14 protein-coding genes are annotated in these 21,664 nt (G+C 71.9%); 10 read left to right on the forward strand and 4 right to left on the reverse strand.

The window, feature by feature from the left end:
• The first annotated feature begins 351 nt into the window (after positions 1–351).
• The 4 genes from J2S58_RS17135 to J2S58_RS17150 all read left to right on the forward strand — a co-directional run bounded on the left by J2S58_RS17135 (position 352) and on the right by J2S58_RS17150 (position 7,548).
• Entirely contained in the window at positions 352–606 is a 255-nt protein-coding gene (locus J2S58_RS17135) for a hypothetical protein (RefSeq protein ID WP_205257453.1), read from the forward strand.
• The gene (locus tag J2S58_RS17140) at positions 603–1,388 is read left to right on the forward strand and encodes a hypothetical protein (protein ID WP_205257454.1); all 786 of its coding nucleotides are present in this window, start codon (positions 603–605) and stop codon (positions 1,386–1,388) included. The genes J2S58_RS17135 and J2S58_RS17140 overlap by 4 nt, the downstream gene beginning before the upstream one ends.
• Before the next feature lie 17 nt (positions 1,389–1,405).
• On the forward strand, positions 1,406–6,172 hold the full coding sequence (locus J2S58_RS17145) for a PKD domain-containing protein (protein WP_240189116.1): 4,767 nt from the start codon (positions 1,406–1,408) through the stop codon (positions 6,170–6,172).
• A gap of 368 nt (positions 6,173–6,540) precedes the next feature.
• Entirely contained in the window at positions 6,541–7,548 is a 1,008-nt protein-coding gene (locus J2S58_RS17150) for a glycosyltransferase family 2 protein (RefSeq protein WP_306829038.1), read from the forward strand.
• A gap of 25 nt (positions 7,549–7,573) precedes the next feature.
• On the opposite strand, the gene J2S58_RS17155 is transcribed toward J2S58_RS17150, so the two are convergent.
• Positions 7,574–8,530: a hypothetical protein gene (locus J2S58_RS17155; RefSeq protein ID WP_205256977.1), complete on the reverse strand. Its 957-nt coding sequence runs from the start codon at positions 8,528–8,530 to the stop codon at positions 7,574–7,576.
• Positions 8,527–9,945, reverse strand: coding sequence for a flippase (locus J2S58_RS17160; protein ID WP_205256978.1), 1,419 nt, complete (start codon positions 9,943–9,945; stop codon positions 8,527–8,529). The genes J2S58_RS17155 and J2S58_RS17160 overlap by 4 nt, the downstream gene beginning before the upstream one ends.
• A 303-nt stretch (positions 9,946–10,248) precedes the next feature.
• Between J2S58_RS17160 and J2S58_RS17165 the strand changes: the two genes are divergently transcribed.
• Entirely contained in the window at positions 10,249–11,778 is a 1,530-nt protein-coding gene (locus J2S58_RS17165; RefSeq protein WP_205256979.1) for a tyrosine-protein kinase domain-containing protein, read from the forward strand.
• 32 nt (positions 11,779–11,810) lie between these two features.
• Here J2S58_RS17165 and J2S58_RS17170 read toward each other — a convergent pair whose 3' ends face one another.
• The gene (locus J2S58_RS17170) at positions 11,811–12,428 is read right to left on the reverse strand and encodes an arsenate reductase/protein-tyrosine-phosphatase family protein (protein ID WP_205256980.1); all 618 of its coding nucleotides are present in this window, start codon (positions 12,426–12,428) and stop codon (positions 11,811–11,813) included.
• 397 nt (positions 12,429–12,825) lie between these two features.
• On the opposite strand from J2S58_RS17170, the gene J2S58_RS17175 reads away from it, so the two are divergent.
• The 5 genes from J2S58_RS17175 (at position 12,826) to J2S58_RS17195 (ending at position 20,502) form a co-directional block, all read left to right on the forward strand.
• Positions 12,826–16,071, forward strand: a complete 3,246-nt coding sequence (locus J2S58_RS17175) for a PKD domain-containing protein (RefSeq protein ID WP_205256981.1) — start codon at positions 12,826–12,828, stop codon at positions 16,069–16,071.
• A 210-nt stretch (positions 16,072–16,281) separates the two neighbouring features.
• Complete coding sequence (locus J2S58_RS17180) at positions 16,282–16,737, forward strand: adenylyltransferase/cytidyltransferase family protein (protein ID WP_205256982.1); 456 nt, start codon at positions 16,282–16,284, stop codon at positions 16,735–16,737.
• 285 nt (positions 16,738–17,022) lie between these two features.
• Entirely contained in the window at positions 17,023–18,735 is a 1,713-nt protein-coding gene (locus J2S58_RS17185; protein WP_205256983.1) for a sugar transferase, read from the forward strand.
• Positions 18,736–18,955: 220 nt separating this feature from the next.
• Positions 18,956–19,819: a hypothetical protein gene (locus tag J2S58_RS17190; RefSeq protein ID WP_205256984.1), complete on the forward strand. Its 864-nt coding sequence runs from the start codon at positions 18,956–18,958 to the stop codon at positions 19,817–19,819.
• Entirely contained in the window at positions 19,816–20,502 is a 687-nt protein-coding gene (locus J2S58_RS17195) for a nucleoside triphosphate pyrophosphohydrolase (RefSeq protein ID WP_306829043.1), read from the forward strand. The genes J2S58_RS17190 and J2S58_RS17195 overlap by 4 nt, the downstream gene beginning before the upstream one ends.
• Positions 20,503–20,511: 9 nt before the next feature.
• On the opposite strand, the gene J2S58_RS17200 is transcribed toward J2S58_RS17195, so the two are convergent.
• Entirely contained in the window at positions 20,512–21,546 is a 1,035-nt protein-coding gene (locus tag J2S58_RS17200) for a Gfo/Idh/MocA family protein (RefSeq protein ID WP_306829045.1), read from the reverse strand.
• Positions 21,547–21,664 lie beyond the last annotated feature (118 nt).

Genomic DNA, 21,664 nt, shown 5'->3' on the forward strand with positions numbered 1-21,664 from the left:
ACAGAGAGGCAGATCCCAGGTCGACACCTGGGGTCCGTGTCACCCGGTGGTGATGGCCTCCCGGGACTTCTCGCCTGCCCGCACTGCCGGTGTCCGTCACCCTGAGTCATGCGGACGAGTCACGATCGGGTCACGTCTGGGTGATTTGGCCCGACTTGTTCACTCTGTCTCGCCCAGAACGGTCACCTGCTGTTATTGTTCGGCCCGTAGCACCCGGCGTGGATCACGGGGAACTCGGGGGAGTTCTTGGCTCGGCTGCTACTCACAGTCATTTCTCAGGGGGGAATCATGCGTCATCCGGAACCGATCCGATCACGGCGTCCTGCTCGTGCCGCGTCGTCGTTGGCAGCGGTGGGGGCCGCTGTCGTGCTCGCGCTCCTCGTCGGGGCGTCGGTCTCCTCGGCGTACGAGGTCACCGGAGCCGGGGTGAGCACCGCGGCGGCCGGCCCCGCTCTGCAGTTGTTCGGGGTGCCGCTCGCCGCGGCCCTCTGGCTGCTGGCCGGTGTCGTCGCCGCCAGCGTGGGTCTGGTCGCCTCGCGGCGTCCCCGTCCCGTCCGGTCCGTCCCGACCGCTGCGGTCGCGCCGGTCGACGGCGCGCGCGCGTGAGCCGGGCCGGATCCACCGGTCGACCCCGCCGTCGCGCCACCGGTCTGCTCGCCGGGGCGCTGGCCGCCGCGGTCGTCCTCGTCGGGTGTTCCACCGGCGGCGACCGGACCACCGAGTCCGCGGTCACCCCCGCGAGCGTGGCGCCGTCCTCGTCCGGACAGCCCGCCGTCGCGACCGACCAGCCCGCGTCCGACACCGGCTCGTACGAGCCCGCCGAACCCGGCGCGACTCCGTCGTCCGCACCCGACGGCGCGGCAGCGAGCGGCACCGATCCCTCCACCACGACCGCCCCGGAGTCGAGCACGCCGGCCCCGCCGGTCGCCACCCAGCCGGTCGCGCCGCCGACCGCGGGGAACATCGACCAGACGGTGGCCGACCAGCCGGTCACCACCCTGCCGCCCGTGCCGGTGGACCAGGCCGCGGACTTCGGTACCGGGGTCACCGCGGCCGTGGAATCCCTGCAACGCATCGACGCCGTCGGTCGCGGCCCCGGCGAGCAGTCGGGCCCGGCGCTGTCCTACCAGCTCTCCCTGACCAACGGCACGCAGGTCCCGCTGGACCTGAGCCTGGTCAGCGTCAACGTGCAGGACGCCGCGGGTACCCCGTTCAGCCCGATCGACAACGACCCGGCCGTCCCCTTCACCGGCACGCTGGCCCCCGGCCAGACCGTCTCGGCCACATATGTCTTCACCCTGCCGTCCGACTACACCGCACCAGCCACCCTCAGCCTCGCCTACTCCGCCTCGGCACCGATCGTGCTCTTCGCGGGTGACGCACAGTGATCCAGGAGAGAACGATCATGCGCTCTGGCCCCACCCCGTTGCGCCGCCGGTTGGCGTCCCTGACCACGGCGGTGGCCGTGGTGGCCGCCGGCCTCGTCGTCACGGTCGCCGCTGCCGCCCCGGCCGCCGCCGACGTCCCGCCCGGGCTGAGCCCGGTGCTCAGCCCGACCGCCGACCAGGCGACCGCCGACGCGCTGCCCACCGTGCAGGTGGACGGTGTCGTCTGGTCGCAGGCCATCGTGGGCAACACGGTCTTCGCCGGTGGCAAGTTCGCCAACGCCCGGCCGGCCGGTGCTGCCGCGGGGACGAACCTGACCCCGCGGGCGAACCTGCTCGCCTACGACCTCACCACGGGCGTGCTCAAGACGACCTTCGCGCCGCCGGCCCTCAACGGGCAGGTGCTCGCCGTCGCGGCATCGCCCGACGGCAAGCGCATCTACGCCGCCGGCGAGTTCACCAATGTCGGGGACAACACCAAGCGCAACCGGGTGGCTGCCTTCGACGCCACCACCGGCGCCCTCATCACGACCTTCAACGTGAACATCGGCTCGCGGGTCAAGGCCATCGTGGCCACCAACGACACCGTGTACGTCGGCGGGCAGTTCACCTCCGCCAACGGCGTCACCCGGACCCGGCTCGCCGCATACGCAGCCGCCAACGGTGCGCTGACCGCTTGGGCGCCCGTCGCCGACAACACCGTCAATGCACTGGTGCTGAGCCCGGACAAGACCAAGGTCTACGTCGGCGGTGCCTTCGCCAGCATCAACGGGTCCCCGGCCTACGGGTTGGCCGCCGTGGACGCGACCACCGGCGACCTGCTGCCGTTCGCGACCGGCAGCAAGGTGCAGAACAGCGGCGCCAACGCCGCCATCACCAGCCTGAGCAGCGACGGCACCTCGCTGTACGGCACCGGCTACGTCTACGGCCCCGGCGGCAACCTGGAGGGCACCTTCCAGTCCGACCTGGCCACCGGCTCCATGAACTGGGTCGAGGACTGCCACGGTGACACCTACTCGGCCTGGGCATCCCCGTCCGCCGTCTACACCGTCAGCCACGCGCACTACTGCGGCAACATCGGTGGGTTCTTCCAGTCCGATCCGTGGTCGACCAACCAGCGCTTCGCCCTCGCCTTCTCCAAGAACGCCACCGGCACCGTCGGCAACGACCCGTACGGCTACTTCAACTGGGCCGGCAACGCCTCCCCGTCGCTGATCAACTGGTTCCCGGACTTCAAGACCGGCACCGCCACCGGCCAGAACCAGGCCGGCTGGACCGTCACCGGCAACGACAAGTACGTCGTCGTCGGCGGGGAGTTCCCCCAGGTGAACGGTGTCGGCCAGCAGGGCATCGTGCGCTTCGCGACCAAGCCGCCGGCACCGGGCAAGTCCGGGCCGGTCCTCACCGGGTCGAAGTTCACGCCCAAGCTGGTCTCCCTCTCGCAGGGTTCGGTGCGCATCGCCTTCCAGACCAACTGGGACCGCGACGACATGTCGCTGACCTACAAGATCGTCCGCAACAGCAACACGGCGGCACCGATCTACACCACCACGGCCGATTCGACCTACTGGAACCGTCCGTTCCTCGGGTACACCGACAGCAACCTGGCCCCGGGTGACTACCGCTACCGGCTGTACGTGCTGGACAAGGACGGCAACCAGGTCGCCGGCGACACCGCCACGATCACCGTGCCGGCCAACGGCTACAGCCCGTCGAACTACCAGAAGTCGGTCATCGCCGCGGCCCCCAGCACCTACTGGCGCCTGGGTGAGCCGGCCGGCAGCACCGCGGCCTACGACTGGGTCGGCTACAACGACGGCATCGTCGGCAGCGGGGTCTCCCAGGCCACCGACGGCGCGGTGATCGGCGACACCAACCTGGCCGACACGTTCGACGGCTCGGACAGCGGTCGGGTCACCTTCCCGACCATCGGCACGTCGCCGGACGTCTTCACCACCTCCGCGTGGGTGAAGACCACGTCCACCAACGGCGGCAAGATCATCGGCTTCGGCAACTCGCAGGCCGGCACGTCCTCGAGCTACGACCGCCACCTGTACATGCAGAACAGCGGCCAGATCAGCTTCGGTGTGTACGACAACGGCGTCCGCACCGTGAGCTCGGCCAAGGCGTACAACGACGGCCAGTGGCACCAGGTCGTCAGCACCCTCGGGCCGGACGGCATGGCGCTCTACGTGGACGGCCTGCGGGTCGGCCAGCGCGCCGACGTGGTCAAGGGCAACCCCTACCAGGGCTACTGGAAGGTCGGTGGGGACAACCTGGGTGGGTGGAGCTACCAGCCCAACAGCAACAACCTGGCCGGCTCGATCGACGAGGTCGCGATCTACCCGACCGTGCTGACCCGGGACCAGGTCATCGCCCAGTACGTGGCCTCCGGCCGCACCTCCCCGGTCCCGCCGAACCCGACCGACGCCTACGGCGCCGCCGTCCGCGCCGCCCAGCCCACCTCGTACTGGCGGCTGGACGAGTCCTCGGGCAGCACCGCCGGTGACACCGGCCCGGATCTCAACTCCGGCACCTTCCACGGTGGCTACACCCTGGGCGCTCCCGGTGCGCTGAACGGCTACGCCGGCACGGCAGCCACCTTCAACGGAGCCGACGGTTTCGTCTCCTCCGATGCGGCCTACGACAACCCGACGGTCTACTCGAACGAGATCTGGTTCAAGACGGCGACCAACCGGGGCGGCAAGCTGATCGGCTTCGGGAACAACGCCAACGGCAGCTCGTCCGGTTACGACCGGCACATCTACATGCAGGACAACGGGCAGCTCGTCTTCGGCACCTACACCGGGCAGCTCAACACCATCACCAGCCCGCGCTCCTACAACGACAACACCTGGCACCAGGCCGTCTCCACCCAGGGCCCGGACGGGATGAAGCTGTACGTCGACGGTCAGCTGGTCGGCACCAACCCGCAGACCCAGGCCCAGAACTACACCGGTTACTGGAAGGTGGGCGGGGACAACACCTGGGGCTCGTCGAGCAACTACCTCGACGGCACCCTGGACGAGGTCTCCATCTACCCGACGGTGCTCTCCGCCGGCACGGTCGCCGACCACTGGTCGCTGGGCACCACCGGCGCCCTGCCCAACTCCGCCCCGACGGCGTCCTTCGCCGCCACCGGCGGTCGGCTCACGGCGTCCTTCGACGCCACGGCATCCGGTGACACGGACGGCACCATCGCGTCCTACGCCTGGAACTTCGGTGACGGGTCCACCGGATCCGGCGCCACCGTGACCCACCCCTACACCGCGGCCGGTACCTACACGGTCACGCTCACCGTCACCGACGACAAGGGCGCGACCGCCGCCACCACGCAGACGGTCGCGGTCACCGCCCCGCCGGCGAACGTGGCCCCCGTGGCCTCGTTCACCACCGGCAGCGAGGGCCTGACCCTGTCCGCGGACGCGTCCGGCTCCAGCGACCCGGACGGCTCCATCGCGTCCTACGCCTGGGACTTCGGTGACGGTGCCACCGGCACCGGTCGGACCACCTCGCACGTCTACGGCTCCACCGGCACCCGCACCGTCACCCTGACCGTGACCGACGACAAGGGCGCGACCACCAGCACCACGCAGTCCGTGACGGTCACCGCGCCGCCGCCGAACGTCCCGCCGACCGCGGCCTTCACCTCGGCGGTCGCCGGGCTGACGGTCAACGTCGACGGCACCGGTTCCACCGACACCGACGGCACCATCGCGTCCTACGCCTGGGCTTTCGGGGACGGCGGCACCTCCACCGATGCCACCGCGGTGCACACCTACACCGCCGGCGGCACCTACACGGTCACCCTGACCGTGACCGACAACAGCGGGGCCAGCACCAGCAAGGCCGCCACCATCACCGTGGTCAAGCCCCCGCCGGCGAACGTGGCCCCCACGGCCGCCTTCACCTCGACGGTGACCAACCTCGGCGTCGCGCTGAACGGCAGCACGTCCACGGACACGGACGGCACCATCGCGTCCTACGCCTGGGACTTCGGCGACAACACCAACGGCTCCGGCGCGACGACCCAGCACACCTACCTGGCGGCCGGGACGTACACCGTGGCGCTGACGGTGACGGACAACGCCGGCGCCACGAACACGGTGAGCAAGGCGGTGACGGTGACCAACCCGGCCACCCCGACCGCCTACGCCACCGACCTGTTCGAGCGGGCCGTCGTCAACGGGTTGGGCTCCGCCGACACCGGCGGGGTCTGGACCCTGAACGGCACCGCCGCGCAGTTCGCGGTCAACGGCGGGCAGGCCAGGTTGAAGATCAACACCGCGGGGTCCGGTCCGCTGGCCTGGCTGAACACGGTGTCGGCCGCCGACCTCAAGGGCTCGGTGGACTTCACCTACGACAAGGCGGCCACCGGCGGCGGCACGTACACCAGCGTCGCCGTCCGCCGGGTGGGGACCTCGGACTACCGCTTCAAGGTCCGGATCCAGCCCACCTCGGTCCAGGTGCAGCTCAGCAAGGTCGTCAACGGCGTGGAGACCACCCTGCGCACCCAGACGATCGCCGGGATGACCTGGGCGCCGGGCGACACTCTGCGGCTGGCCTTCCAGGCCCAGGGTGCGGGTTCCACCGTCCTCTCGGCCAAGGCATGGAAGGTCGGGACGGCCGAGCCGGCCGCGTGGCAGGCCACCGTCACCGACACCCAGGCCGAGCTGCAGGGCCCCGGCGCCGTCGGGGTGCAGACCTACCTGGCCGGTTCCGCGACCAACGCACCGGTCGTGGCCAGCTTCGACAACCTGACCATCGGCACCCTCCCCACTCCGTGAGGAACCGGGCCCGCCGCCCCCCTCGGGGGTCGGCGGGCCCGTCCGGGTTCGATCCGGCCGGCTCGCTGATCAGGCGAGCCGGCCGGGTCGTGTGCGGACCGCGTTCCCGCCCCGGCTGCCCGGCCGGAGCCCGAGGCAGTCGTCGCTCATCGCGCCGACCTCGCGCAGCCCCGATCTCACCGCCGACCTGGCACGCTGTCCGGTGATCGTCCCGGTCGGGACAGGTCGGGCAGCGGGCGGACACGAGCACCATCCGGACGTCCGGGGGACGGCAGACGGGATCCGGCGGGACGATCGGATCGACCCGGCGCGCAGGGGGCGCACCGGAGGCCCGCCACGACGGGCCCGACACGAGGGAGCCGATCACGGTGGACAGGACGACGGGGAACATCGGCGCGGGGGAGCCCGGAGCCCGCGGGGACGACGGGCGGGACCCGGCCGTGGTCGTCGCCCTGGCGTCCTACCGCCGGGCCGACGAGTTGGCGCACACCCTGCCGTTAATCCTCGAGCAGTTGGAGACGGCCTCCTGGCCCGGGCGGGTCCTGGTGGTCGACAACGACCCCGAGGGCACCGCCCGCCCGGTCGTCGACGCCCTGGGGGACGTTCGGGTCGCCTACGTGCAGGAGGTCCGCCCGGGCATCGCCGCGGCGCGGAACCGCGCGCTGGACAGCGCACCGGACGACGATCTGCTGATCTTCATCGACGACGACGAGACCCCCCGGCCGGGGTGGCTCACCGGCCTGCTCGGCACCTATGCCCGCGATCGGCCGGCGGCCGTGGTCGGGCCGGTGGTGTCCGAGTACGCCGACGAGGTGCCGGAGTGGATCACCGCCGGAGGGTTCTTCGAACGCCGCCGGATGCCCACCGGGACGGCCATCGACGTGGCCGCGACGAACAACCTCCTGCTGGACCTGCGCCAGATCCGCGCTCTGGGCCTGCGGTTCGATGCCGACTTCGGGTTGAGTGGCGGCTCGGACACCCTGTTCACCCGGCAGCTGGCCCGCAGCGGTGCGCGGATGGTCTGGTGCGACGAGGCGATCGTGGTCGACCACGTCCCGCTCAGCCGGATGACCCGGCGGTGGGTGCTGATGCGCGCGATGCGGTACGGCAACTCGTGGAGCCGCACCTCGGTGGTGCTGGCCAGCGGACCGGTCGACCGCACGTTGGTCCGCGCCCGGATGGTGGGCCGCGGCGCGGCCCGGGTGGTCGGTGGCGGGATCCGGCTCGGGATCGCCGCGGTGACCCGGTCGACCCGGCTGAACGCCCGCGGGCTGCGGACCGTGATGAAGGGAGTCGGGTTCGTCCGCGGCGCGGTGGGCAGCACCTACACCGAGTACGCCCGCACCCCGGTCGCCCCGTCCACGCCCGTGGGCTGAGCTGGTCCCGGGGGTTCCCCGGCGGTCAGCGAGCGGCGACGAGCCGGTCCAGGGCCGCTGCGGTGTACGTGGCGGCGATCTGGTCGTCGTTGCCGGAGCCGGCCACGTTGGACGTCTGCAGTTTGTGCACCTGCGACCCCCGGACGACCGGGAAGTGCCGGGACCGGGGTCGGAGCTGACGGATCACGAACCCGTCGGCCACGGCGACGAAGTGCAGCCACACGTCGTCCGCGCGCGGGCAGACAGCGGTGAACGCGTCCCCGCGCGCCTTGAGCCGGGCCAGGAAGGCCGGGGGGTACAGCACGCCGGACAGGCCGGTGGCGAAGTGCCGCACGCCCGGCGCGTCGGTCGTGCAGGGCTGCCACGAGCCGTAGGGGGTGATCGCTCCGGCCGACATCCCCATCTCGTGGGCCCGGTGGCAGGTGATCTGGTCGGCCGGGCCGGACCCGGCGACCAGGTCGGCGAGCCACCCCGGCGGGTAGAGCAGGTCGTCGTCCGCCGTGACCAGGGGCGACCGACCGTCCCAGACGGTCGTCACGTACGGGTGGTACTTGGTGTGCGGCCCGAAGTTCGGCGCCAGGGCGACGGTGAGCCCGCGACGCTGCAGACGGCGCAATCGGATGTCCAGGGCGTCGATCTCGCCCTGGCTGTTCAACCACAGCACCAACCGGGAGGGCCGGAGCCGACCCGCCCCGATGCTCTCGACGGTGGCCCAGGCCCCCGCGGTCCGGGCGCCGTGCGAGGTCAGGGAGACCGGCGGGCCGTCCCCGAGCACGCTGCGGGTGGACCTGCGGTTCACCAGCGCGAGCAGGGGCACCGTGGCCCGGGACACCAGCCGCCGGCCGTACCAGCTGGCCGTGCGCCGGATCCGCCCGGAGGGCTCGGTGAAGGGGACGCCGGTGAGCCGGTCCACCCCCTGGGCCAGACCCAGCACGATCCGGGCGGGCAGGGCCGTCAGGGGACGGCGGGAGGTGCCGGTCACGGGCGGGCCTTTCGCAGCATGCGCCGTGCGAAGCGCAGGGCGGTGTGGAAGTCGTCGCGGCGGAAGCCGTAGAACTCCTTCGGGGGGACGCCGTAGAGCTTCCACAGGAACACGATGTTGCTGTTGGCGGCGATGAACGACCCGATCAGGGTGGCGATGGCCGCGCCCATCGCCCCGTGGTCGGGGACCAGCACGAAGAGCAGGCCGACGTTGATGACGCAGGCCACGACCAGGGAGATGCTGCGCAGGCCGGGGCGGCCGCGGGCGGCGAGGCCGGCGCCGGCGATGGAGCCCGGGGTGCCCTGGACGGCGGCGATGATGAGCACGATGGCGACGGGGATGGCGGGGGCGAACTCGTGCCCGAACAGCCACGGGAGCCACCACGGCATGGAGACGGCGGTGATGAGCCCGACCACGAAGCAGGCGGTGCTGGAGATCCGGGCGGACTGACCCAGGCGCTTGTCGGTGGCGTGGGCCGCGTCGGCGGAGAAGGTGACGTCGCGAACCGCGCTGTTGATGATCAGCGGGATGTCGGCGATGGTGGCCGCGACCACGTACAGGCCCAGGGCGTAGGCCCCGGCCAGCGGGGTCATCAGCGTCTGGTCCAACCGGGACAGCAGGATGCCGGAGATGGCGCCGATCCAGGTGCGCAGGCCGTAGCTCAGGATCGTGCGGGCGTCGGTGGCCACGTTGCCGTCGTCGGGCAGGGAGTCGGCGTGGCGGAAGATCCGGATGTAGGCCAGCGCGCCGAGCAGTGGGCCGACCGCGATGACCAGGGTGGCGGTGAACGGGTTCAGGTGGCCGGTGATGGCCAGCGGGACCAGGGCGGCGACCCGGGACATCGCGGAGATGAACCGTTCGGTGGCCACCGAACGCCACAGGTGCAGCCCGGACGCCGCCCCGCGCAGGACGGCCACCAGCAGACTGGGGATGACGGCCAGCGACGCGATCACGATGAGCCGGGAGATCGACGCGCTGCCGCCGGAGAGCCACCCGGCGGCCAGGATCACCGCGGTGGTCGCGACGGCACCGGCCAGCAGGATGAGCAGCAGGGACATCCGGGTGGCCCGGCGGGTGGCCGCCGGGGACCGGGCGATGACGTAGGTGGCCGCCTGCGGGACCCCGAAGGTGGCGGCGGTCAGCACGAGCAGCAGGGGAGCGGTGGCTGCGGCGACCTCACCGCGACCGACCACGCCCAGGGCGTGGGCCAGGATCGGGGCCGTGACCAGCATGGCCAGCGGCGGGAAGAAGTTTCCGACGAGGGTGGCCAGCATGTTGCCGGCGACATCGCCGGCCCGGTCCTTCGCCGCGGGGACCGGGGGACCCGCGCCGATCGGGTCCGCGGTCGTCGGGAGGGCCTCGCCGCCGGCGGATCCGGTCGCGCCGGCTCGGGCGCGGCGCCCCCGGGCCGTCATCGGGTCGCCCCTGTTCTCATCAGGTCGTGCACCGCCCCCGCCACCTCCGTCGTTCTCGCTCGCGGCGCGGCCGTCGGACCGGCTTCCCGTCTCCGGTCGTTCCTACACCGCCCCGGGTATGATCCCTGATGCGCCGGTGCCCGGTTCGGGGCCTGACGCTCAGCGGATCGGGGGGGACGGCCCCCGGGGGGCCTATGGCTGTGTCCGCACCGTGGGCGGGCGGCCTCACACTCACATTTCGTAGGCACGCTAGCATGCACCGGTAGACCATTCGAGTGACAAGTCGGGGGACGGGGGTCCAGTGTGCGACAAGCTGCGGGCGACGAGGCGGCGCGGACGGGCGACCACGATCTCAAGACCTACTTCCGCGCGGTGCGCAAGTACTGGTGGATCGTCGTCCTGGCGACGCTGATCGGCCTGGGGCTCTCGATCGCCGCGACCTTCCGTGCCCAACCGGAGTACGAGAGCACCATCACCTGGTTCGTCTCCACCCCGACGGACGGCACCGGTACGGCGCTGCAGGCCGATCAGTACGCCCAACGTCGCGTCAACTCCTACGTCGGTGTGCTCGGCAGCGAGGCCCTGGCCGATCGGGTCCTGTCGAGCACCGGCATCACCGACATGACCCGCGCCCAGGTGCAGCGGTCCATCGCGGCCAGCGCCGATCTGAACACGGTGTTGCTCTCGGCCACCGTCACCGACACCTCCGACACCCGTTCACTACAGATCGCCGGCGCCGTCGCCGCTCAGCTGGGCGCCCTGGTCGACGACCTCGACAACAGCGGCAGCGCCGATGCGCCCAACGTCCAGCTCAACGTCATCTCCGGGCCGACGCTGAACCCGACTCCGGTGTCCCCCCGGCCGACGCTGAACATCGGGCTCGGTCTGCTCGTCGGCCTGGCCGCCGGTCTGGCGCTGGCCATCCTCCGGCAGGTGCTCGACACCACCGTCCGCTCGCCGCAGGTGCTGCGCGCCCTGACCAAGGCGCCGGTGCTCGGGGTGATCTCGTTCGACCGGGGCGCCCGCAAGTCGCCGCTCATCTCCGACTCGTCGGCCCGGTCACTGCGGGCGGAGTCGTTCCGGCAGCTGCGCACCAACCTGCAGTTCGTGGACGTCCAGCAGCCGGTCCGGGTCCTGGTGGTCACCTCGTCCCTCGCCGGGGAGGGCAAGTCCTCCACAGCGGTCAACCTGGCGATGACTTTCTCCGACTCCGGTCAGCGCGTCCTGCTCATCGAGGCCGATCTCCGCCGCCCCCGGGTGGCCGACTACATGGGCCTGGAGCGGTCGGTCGGTCTGACGAACGTACTGCTCGGGCAGGTGTCGATCGACGACGTCCTACAGCCCTGGGGTCGTGGAGGGCTGACCGTCCTGCCCAGCGGGACCATCCCGCCCAACCCGTCCGAGCTGCTCGGCAGCCCGTCGATGGCCGAGCTGCTGGATTCCCTCGCCGCCACCTTCGACATGATCGTCATCGACACCCCGCCGTTGTTGCCGGTGACCGATGCCGCCGTCGCGGCCACCCGGTCCGACGGTGCGGTACTGGTCGTCCGCCACGGCAAGACCAGCAGGAACGACATCGCCACCGCGCTGCGGTCCCTGGACGCGGTCGGGGCGCGCTTCCTCGGGACGATCCTGACGATGGCGCCGACCCGCGGGGCGGACCGGTACGGCTCCTCGGGGTACGGGTACTACGAGGACAAGCCGCGCCGCCGCGACCGGGCCGCGGGGGCCGCCGTCGCCGAGCTGCCCCCCGGCGACGAGCCGCAGGCCCCCCAGGCTCCGTCGACCGCGACCGGCCGACGGGACGTGCCCGCGCCGGTCCCGGAGTCCTGAGCCGGGAGCACGTGTCCGGGCCGTGCCCGGAGTCAGTCGTGGACGACCCGGGCGGGTCCGAGCCCGACCGGGAGCACGATCGCCGCCACGGCGGTCGCGATCTCGTCGGCACACCGGCGGAACGCCTCGATGGGCAGTCCGATCGGATCCTTCAGATCGTCCTCGTCGCCGGTGGCCGCGGGGACGTCGCTCCGGGCGAGCAGGGCCTCCGCGACCAGGCTGCGACCGGCCCGCTCCGGGCTCATCGGACCCATCGGGGGCACCGCCGCGGCGAGGCGGGCGAACTGGAACAGCGTGAAGGTGCGCTTGATGGTGCGCGGGGCCAGCTGGACCGCAGCGGCCCGATGGGCCCGGGTCGCCGTGAGCACCAGATCGGACTCCTCGAGCATCTCCCGGCTCAGCGGGCGGGAGGCGAACCCGTCCACATCGATGCCCCGCTCCTGCAGGGTCTGGGCCGCCATTGCGTGCATGGGCAGGGCGTCGAAGCCCTGCACGCCGCCGGAGGTGATCTCCCAGGCCGGGGCGCCACCGGGCCGGGTCACCGCTGCGCGGAGGAGTCGTTCTCCCATGGGTGAACGGCACAGGTTGGCCGTGCAGACCATGAGCACGCGGAACGGCGGGTCGACGGCAACGCCAGGGGGTACGGACACGGGTTCATCCTTCCAGGGTTGGGGGGCGGCTCCGGGATCCCGGGTGGGGGCCGGTCATCGCCGGACGATGCCGCGCCGGTGCGGAGGCCCACGACCTCTGCTGCGTCCGGGCGCTTCCCGACGGAGCGGCAAGCCGTCCTGTCGCAACGAAGCCTGATCACTCGCTGTTCATCAACCCCGGTGATTCTTGACGAGCTGACCTCTTCCGGGGCGATCGTGATGCCGCTGTGACCCTGACGGGTGAATACTGATCCCGCCGGGGGGTGACGCAGTGTGCTGCCCCCGAGTGCTCAGTCGGAGGTCGCCCGTCATGTCCACCCATCACCTGAATCCGGCGGTCGCCCTCCGGGACGCGCGGAAGTCCAGGACCCTTCGGCGCGGTTACGCCGTCCTGGTGATGGCGACTCTGGGAATCGCCGGATTGACGGCACCGACGGCGTCGGCCGCGGCCGTCCCGGCCAGCCCGGGCTCGGGGATGCTGGCGGCTCCCGCCGTCCAGGCGGTCGCCGCGGCTCCGGTGGCGCAGACGGGGGTGAGCGCGGACGCCCTGCCGACCGCCCAGATCGACGGAGTGGTGTGGTCGCAGGCCGTGGTCGGCAACCGGGTCTTCGCGGGTGGTGATTTCGACACGATCCGGCCGGCAGGAAGCGCGGCCGGCGTGAACGCCGCGGGCCGCGGGAACATCGCCGTGTACGACATCACCACCGGGGCGCCGGTCTCGTTGCCCACGAACCCCACGGTGAACGGTGAGGTCAACGCCGTGGCCGCCTCACCGGACGGATCGCGGATCTACGTGGGTGGGGTGTTCCTGACGGCGAACGGGATCGCCCGTGACCGCATCGCGGCCTTCGACTCCACCACCGGCGCGCTGATCACCAGCTTCCAGGCGGGGGTCGGCGGTGTCGTGGAGTCCATCGTGGCCACCGACACCACCGTGTACGTCGGCGGGAAGTTCACCTCCGCGAAGGGCAGCACGCGTGTCCGGTTGGCCGCCTTCCGGGCGAGCGACGGAATGCTGCTCAACTGGGCGCCGCAGGCCGACTACACCGTCAACGCACTGGCGCTGACCCCGTCGCGCTCCTCGGTGATCGTGGGCGGCGCCTTCCAGAACGTCAGCGGCACGCCTGCGTACGGGCTCGCGTCGGTGGACGCGGCCAGCGGTGCGGTCAAGCCCTGGGCCGCGAATGCGGTGGTCCGGAACGCGGGGACCACCGCGGCGATCCTGAGCCTGGTCAGTGACGGCACGTCCATCTTCGGTTCCGGGTACGTCTTCGGAGGAGGCGGCAATCTCGAGGGCTCCTTCGCGGCCGAGCCGGAGACCGGACAGATCCGCTGGATCGAGGACTGCCACGGCGACACCTACTCCACGTTCCCGATGGGGGGCGTCCTGTACGCCGCCGGACACCCGCACGCCTGCAACAACATCGGTGGGTATCCGGAGGTGACGCCGCGCGTCGAGCACAAGGCCGTCGCGTTCACCACCGAGGCCACCGGCACCGTGCAGCCGAACTCGGTGGGCAACTACGCGAGCTTCACCGGTCAGCCTGCGCCGACCCTGCTGAACTGGTTCCCCGACCTGACCAACGGCGGGTTCACCCCCTCGAACCAGGCGGCGTGGAGCGTGACCGGCAACGGCCAGTTCCTCTCCATGGGTGGGGAGTTCACGACGGTGAACGGCATCGCCCAGCAGGGGCTCGTCCGGTTCGCCGCGCGGGGGGCTGCGCCCAACAAGGAGGGCCCGCGGGTCACCGGCGCCCAGACCGCCGCGACCCTGTCCTCGCCGGCTGCCGGAACCATCCGGGTGGGCTGGCGGGCCAACTGGGACCGCGACGACACCCGGTTGACCTACCAGGTGTTGCGCGACCGCACCCCGATCTTCACCACGACGATCGACTCGACGTTCTGGGACAGGCCCTACCTGAGCTACACCGATCCGAACCGCACGCCGGGGGTCAACCACACCTACCGGATCCGGGTGGTAGACCCGTCGGGCAACGAGTACACGGGCGACTCCGCCGTGGGGGCGGCCTCGGCGACGTCGGCCACCGGCGCCTCCGCCGATCGGGTCCGCGCCGACGGTGCGACGCTGTTCTGGCGGTTGAACGAGGCCGCCGGAACCCAGGCCGCGAACAGCTCGGCCCGATCGGATGCGCTGGGCGGACCGAACGGGGTGGTGGGCACCGGGGTCACCCGCGGGACGTCCGGCGCGGTCGCCGGAGATACGGCGTCCAGCCTGAACGGCACCGCGGCAGCCACGGTGACCGCGCCGACCGGTGTGTACGGGCCGCAGCAGTACAGCCAGCAGATCTGGTTCCGGACCACCTCGACCACGGGTGGGCAGCTGCTCGGCTTCGGCAACGCGGCCACCGGCACCTCGACGGTGAACGACCGCTCCCTGTTCCTGGCCGCGGACGGCAAGCTCTACTACGCCGTCTACAACGGCGGGTACCGGACCGTCAGCGGGTCCCGCGCGTACAACGACGGACAGTGGCATCAGGCCACCGCGACGCTGTCGCCGCAGGGCATGCAGCTCTACGTCGACGGGGTGCGGGTGGCGAACCGGACCGACGTCACCACCGGCTGGAACACCTTCGGGTACTGGCGGGTGGGTGCCGACCGGTTGAACGGCTACACCGCGAATCCCGGGTCGGCGGCCATCACCGCCGCGGTGGACGAGGTGGCGATCTACCCGACCGCGCTGACCGCGCAGCAGATCGCCGCCCAGTTCTCCGGTGAGCCGCAGCCCCCGGTCAACGTGGCGCCGACGGCCGCGTTCACCTCGTCGGTGTCCGGGCTGACGGCATCGGTGGACGGCACGACGTCGACCGACGCGGACGGCACGATCGCGTCGTACGCCTGGACCTTCGGGGACGGGGCCACCGCGACGGGTGTCACCGCGAGTCGCACCTACGCGAGCGCCGGCAGCTACCCGGTCACCCTCACCGTCACCGATGACAAGGGCGCCACCGGGACCCGGACGGCGACGGTGACGGTCACCGCACCGGCGAATGCCGATCTGGTCCGGGACACCTTCGGCCGGACGGTGTCCGGTTCGCTGGGCGCACCGGAGGCGGGCGGTCCGTACAGCCTGCGCGGGGCGGCGTCGGCGTTCTCCGTCGACGGGAACGCCGCCCGGCTGCGCATCGAGGCCGCCGGCGGATCACCGACGGCCAACCTCGCCGGGGTGTCGGCGACCGATGTGGACGCCACCGTCGACATCGCCGTCGACCGGGTCCCCAACGGCAGCGGTCTGTACGTGTCGCTGGACGCCCGCAAGACCGGGACCTCCGCGTTCACCGCCTACCGGGCGAAGGTCCGGTACGCCGCCGGGGTCCCTCAGCTGACCCTGGTCCGGGTCGTCGGCAACGCCGAGACCACCCTGGCCACCCAGAACCTGCCCGCCGTCGCGCCGGGCAGCTGGCTGCGGGTGCGACTGGTGGCGAACGGGACGGCTCCGACGACCGTCGGCGCCAAGGCCTGGCCGGTGACCGGGACGGAGCCGACGGCCTTCCTGACCGTGCAGGACTCGACGGCCGCGCTGCAGCAGCCCGGTGGGATCGGGGTGGTGACCTATCTGTCGAGTTCGGCCACCACGGTGCCTCTGGTGGTCGGTCTGGACAACCTCGCCGCCCGCCGTCCATGAGGATCCGGCATTCGGAACGTGGGCAACGGCACGGAGAGTGACCTCGAACGGGCGAGATCTGTCGCTCTGCGGTGAGAAAAGCGCCCGTTCGGGGCTCATTCGGCTACTATCAGAGACGATCACCGCAGGGGGATGGGGGTCCCCGACGCGGTGGACGGACACGGTCCGCCACCGCAGTCACCTGCTCGAGAAGTACCTGGAGGGGAATCCATGCCTGTTCGTATCGGTTACGCGCCGGGCGCCTACGACCTGTTCCACGTGGGGCACCTGAACATCCTTCGTCACGCGAAGGCGCACTGCGACTACCTGATCGCCGGCGTCGTGTCCGACGAGATGTGCGAGCTCACCAAGGGCCGTCGCCCGGTGATCCCCCTGGCCGAACGCATGGAGATCGTCCGGCACATCTCCTACGTCGACGAGGCCGTCGCCGAGGTCGTCCCGGAGAAGCTGGACACCTGGCGGCAGGTCGGGTTCAACGTCCTGTTCAAGGGGGACGACTGGCGCGGCACGGCCAAGGGCGAGAAGTTGGAACGCGACTTCGCCGAGGTCGGCGTGGAGATCGTCTACTTCCCGTACACGGTGCACACCTCCAGTTCGATGCTCCGCCGGGTGCTCACCGGTATGACGGCGGAGTCGGCTCCCGTCGCCATCGCCGCGTCGTCCTGACACCACCGTCGACGCCGTCCTCGACGCGACTTGCTCACGCTGGGTGAATCGGCCTCCTCGGAAGGATGGCCGGCCCGACCGAGGGTTCCGCCGGACGGGGGGGCCGACTACGCTCAGCTGAACTGCACTCGTCGGAGTCCGGCCCATCGGGTGGGCCCGACAGAGTGACTCATCCACATCCGGGCCAGCGTGGCGCGCCGGGCCCGAGTCACAGAGGTTCCGTCTCTGCTCGGGGGAGCAGATGATCCGGCCACCAACGGTGGTCAGGGAGAGAAGGCACAGTCCATGGCGTTCTCCTTGCGGTCCGGCGGTCGGGGGACCCGCCGATCGTCGCGGTCGCCGGTCGACCTGACCGGCGTCGAGAGGCCCTCGGTCGAGAAGGCCGCGGCGGTGCAGGACGATCCGGCCGGAGTGCCGGGCGCCCTGGCGTTCGATCTCCGCTACGCGACCCCGGACGGGGTGTCGGCGCCGTCGGATCGGCGGATGACCGACCTGCGGGCCGCCCGCCCCGTACGCGACCGCCGGCACCCGGGTCTGCGGGCCCGTCGGCCCGGTCGCCGCGCGTGGAGTCGTCGGTACGCCGCGCATCTGGCCCTGACCGACCTCTTCGCGCTCAGCTGGGCGGCCATCGGTGTGCACATGGTGCACCTGACCGCCGTGTCGGAGCGGGCCGCCGGGGAACCGGTCTACCTGCCCTTCCTCCTGATGACCCTCGGCCTGCTCGCACTGTGGCTGGTCGGGCTGACCGTCTCCGGCAGCCGTGACGTGCGGGTGATCGGCCACGGCCCGCTGGAGTACAAGCGCGTCGCCAACGCGACCCTGGCCGTCTTCGGCGCGGTGGCCATCGCGTCCTACCTGTTCAAGCTCGAACTGCCGCGCAGTTACATGTTGATCATGATGCCGGCCGGGCTCGCGGCCCTGCTCACCTCCCGGTTCATCTGGCGGCGCTGGTTGCACGGTCGCCGGGACGCCGGCGAGGACATGGCGAAGGTGCTCGCCGTGGGCAACGCGGCGACCGTCCGGGACCTGATCCGGGATCTGCGCCGCGCGCCGCGGGCCGGGTACGAGATCGTCGGTGCCTGCGTGCGCCACCAGCCCGGGGTCCCCGAGGTCGACGGCGTGGACACCGGTTTCATCGACGGGGTGCCGATCCTGGGCAACCTGGACGAGGTCGCGGACGTCGTCCGCAGCTCCGGGGTGGACACGGTGGCCATCACCTCGACCGCGTCCTTCGGCGCGGCCGCGGTGCGCCGGCTGAGCTGGGAGCTCGAGGACAGCGACGCCGATCTCATCCTCGCCCCGGCGCTGACCGACATCGCCGGGCCGCGCATCCACACGCAGCCGGTCGCCGGTCTCCCGCTCATCCACGTCGACCGGCCGACCTACCGCGGGGCCAACCGGTTCCTCAAGAAGTCCTTCGACATGGTCGGCACGAGCTTGCTGATCCTGCTGGCGTCCCCCGTGCTGCTGGGGGTGGCCCTGGCCGTCAAGTTCTCCAGCCCCGGTCCGGTGTTCTTCCTGCAGGAACGGGTGGGCATCAACGGCTCCCGGTTCCGGATGATCAAGTTCCGGTCGATGGTGGTGGACGCGGAGGACCGGCTGGCCGCGCTGAAGAACGAGGACCGGGACGCCGGCAACGCCGTCCTCTTCAAGATCAAGAACGATCCGCGGATCACCGGGGTCGGCCGATTCATCCGGCGGTTCAGCCTGGACGAGCTGCCCCAGCTGTTCAACGTGCTCAAGGGCGACATGAGCCTGGTCGGCCCACGGCCGCCGCTGTCCGCCGAGGTCGAGATGTACGAGATCGAGGCGCGGCGGCGACTCCTGGTCAAGCCGGGGATCACCGGTCTGTGGCAGGTGTCCGGGCGATCGGACCTCACCTGGGACGAGTCGGTCCGGCTCGACGTCTACTACGTGGAGAACTGGTCCATCACCGCCGACCTGGTCATCCTGTGGAAGACCGCGAAGGCCACCGTCTCCTCGGCCGGGGCCTACTGACCCGGTCGCCACGTCCGCCCGCCGGACCGCGCACGGGGCCTCGACCCGCGCGGAGCGTGGCCGACCCGGTGTGCGGTCCCGTTCGTGTCGTGTCGTGTCGTGTCGTGTCGTGTCGTGTCGTGTCGGAGCGGGGCCGCGGCCGACCGGCCGGGGGGCGATGTGCGAAGGTGGGGACGCGCTGCGGGCAGCCGCCCCGGCCGGTGAGAGGACGGTGGCGACGATGCCTCGACGTCTGACGGCGACCATGGTCGTCCTGGTGGGACTGACGGTCGCCGGGTGCTCCCAGCAGATGGGTTCGGCCGCCGTCGTGGGCGGGACGGCCATCTCGGACACGACCGTGCAGGACGGCACCGCGGCGGTGATCGCGGCCTCGGGGACCGATCCCGGCGATGCCACCCGGGCCACCGTGGCCCGGACGGTCGCCACCCAGGCCATCCGCACCCGGTTGCTCGACTCCGTCGCCCGGGAGCGTGGCGCGCAGGTGAGCACCGGGCAGGTCGCCGCGGTCGTCGCGCAGGCCGGGACCGATGCCCTGGCCACCCAGTTGCAGGTCTCCGCGGCCGATGTGCCCGCCGCGGTCCGGGACATCCTCACCCTGTCCGCCCTGTTCGAGCAGCTGCCGCCGGAGGGGGTCGCCGTCACCGACGTGCTGGTCACCGTGCAGGGCGTGCAGGTCGCCACCCGGGACGAGGCGGTCGCGAAGCGGTCGGCGTTCCTGGCCGACCCGTCGGCCCTGACCGCCGAGATCGCGCGGGGCGCGCAGGGCGCGGTCGACGACGAGCAGCTGTCCCTGCTGGCCCAGCCCAGTGCCGCCCCCATCGGTCTGTACCGCGCCGCCGTCGGGTCGATCGTGTTGTACCCGTCGCAGACGGGGTATCTGGTGCTGCGCATCGTCGACCGCACCGAGCAGCCCGGGACGCTGACGGCCGCAGCGGTGGCCGATCAGCCGCCCACGGTGATCCGGGACCTGGGTGCGCTGCTGCTCACCGGGTACGCCCAGCAGGCCGGGGTGAGCGTCAACCCCCGGTACGGGGTGTGGGACTCCCTGGCCCTGCAGGTCGTCCCGGCGGACGACGGTCTGTGACGGCACCCGCCTCCCCGGAGCCCGTGCCCGGGGCCGCCCTGCTCGATGCCGTGGCGGTGATGGACCGGCTGCGCTCACCGGGCGGATGCCCGTGGGACGCGACCCAGACCCACGAGAGCCTGCTGCGCTACCTCGTCGAGGAGTGCTACGAGCTCGTCCAGGCCATCGAGGACGGCGATCTCCACGCGGTCCGCGAGGAGCTCGGCGACGTCCTCCTGCAGGTGCTCTTCCACGCGCGGATCGCCGCCGAACGGCCGCGGGAGCTCGGCGGTTTCGCCATCGACGACGTGGCCGGTGATCTGGTGGCCAAACTCGTCCGCCGGCACCCGCACGTCTTCGCGCCGACCGAGGCATCGACCACCGGCCTGGACACCGCGGAGGACCAGCAGGTGCGCTGGGACGAACTGAAGAAGGCCGAGCGGGGCCGCTCCCGGGCCCTGGACGGGGTGGCCCTCGGACAGCCGGCGGTGGCGTTGGCCGGCAAGCTCGGCTCCCGCGCGGCGAAGAACGGACTGGACGTGCCCCCGCCGGACGGTGACTCGGTGGGGGAGCAGCTGTTCCGCATCGCCTACGCCGCGGGTGCCGCCGGCGTCGAACCGGAGGTCGCCCTGCGCGAGGTGGCCCGGGCCCACGCCGCCCGGATCCAGCAGGCCGAGGCCGATCGGGGCATCGCCGAGGGATGATCGGCGCGGCTACTCCCCGGGGTAGCCCACCCCGAGGCGCGCCCGCACCTCGTCGATGAACGTCATGATCGCGACGGACTCGTCCAGTGGCATCAGGGGCGACTCGGTGGCTCCGTCGGCGATCAGCTGGGCCACGTGGGCCGCCTCGTGGCAGAGCCCGAGATGCCCGGCGATGGGCTCGGGATCACCGGTGATGCGCTCCCCGTCCCGGTCGATCAGCACGAGTGGGACCGGCGTGTAGAACGGGTGGCCGATCTCGACCCGGGCCAGCGTCCCGGAGACCGAGGCGGCCGTCGGGGTGCGGGCCGTCAGCGTCGCGGCGAGCACGGCCTGGGCCGCCGGGTACTGCAGGATCATCGCCACCTGCGCGTCGACGGCGGTGTCGGTCAGGGTGCCCGAGGCCAGGAACGAGTCCGGTCGACCCAGCACCGACCAGGCGAACGAGATGGGGTAGATCCCGAGGTCGAGCAGGGTGCCGCCGGCCTGCTCCGGGTCGAAGAGCCGGTGGCCCGGGTCGGGCTCGAACCACTGGCCGTTGTCGGCCAGCACGCTGCGCAGCTCGCCGAGCACCCCGTCGGTCAGGAGTTGCGTCAGGACGTCGGTGCGCGGCAGGAAGCGGGTCCACATCGCCTCCATCGCGAACACCCCGGCCGCGCGGGCGGCGCGCACCACGTCGGCGGCCTCGGTGGCGTTGCGGGTGAACGCCTTCTCGACCAGCACGTGCTTGCCGGCCGCGATGGCCAGCAGGGCCTGCTCGTGGTGTCCGCTGTGCGGGGAGGCCACGTAGACGACGTCGACGGCGGGGTCGTCCACCAGCTCCTGGTACGAGCCGTACGCCCGCTCGACGCCGAACTTGTCGGCGAAGACCCGGGCGCGGTGCAGGGACCGGGAGCCGGCGGCGACGACACGCTGTCGGGTGTGCCGGTGCAGACCGTCGGCGAACGAGCGGGCGATGCCGCCCGGCGCGAGGATGCCCCACCGCAGCGGCGGGGCATCGGCGGGATCCGGGACGCGACTGGTCGGCAGGCTGCGGGGGAGACTCACCGGGGCAGCGTAGAGCGGCCGGGGAACCCGCCGCCGGTCGGGACGCACGAGGTCTACGCGGCGTGTCGCTCCCGACACGCTGCGAATCCGACACGCGACGCGCCACACCATCTGGTGG

The organism is Nakamurella flavida (genome assembly GCF_030811475.1).
GTDB classification, from domain to species: Bacteria; Actinomycetota; Actinomycetes; order Mycobacteriales; family Nakamurellaceae; genus Nakamurella; species Nakamurella flavida.

Coding starts and splice junctions, on each gene's coding strand:
- J2S58_RS17145 (WP_240189116.1), top strand. CDS start 1,406: ATGCGCTCTGGCCCCACCCCGTTGCGCCGCCGGTTGGCGTCCCTGACC.
- J2S58_RS17190 (WP_205256984.1), top strand. CDS start 18,956: ATGCCTCGACGTCTGACGGCGACCATGGTCGTCCTGGTGGGACTGACG.
- J2S58_RS17160 (WP_205256978.1), bottom strand. CDS start 9,945: ATGACGGCCCGGGGGCGCCGCGCCCGAGCCGGCGCGACCGGATCCGCC.
- J2S58_RS17175 (WP_205256981.1), top strand. CDS start 12,826: ATGGCGACTCTGGGAATCGCCGGATTGACGGCACCGACGGCGTCGGCC.
- J2S58_RS17180 (WP_205256982.1), top strand. CDS start 16,282: ATGCCTGTTCGTATCGGTTACGCGCCGGGCGCCTACGACCTGTTCCAC.
- J2S58_RS17185 (WP_205256983.1), top strand. CDS start 17,023: ATGGCGTTCTCCTTGCGGTCCGGCGGTCGGGGGACCCGCCGATCGTCG.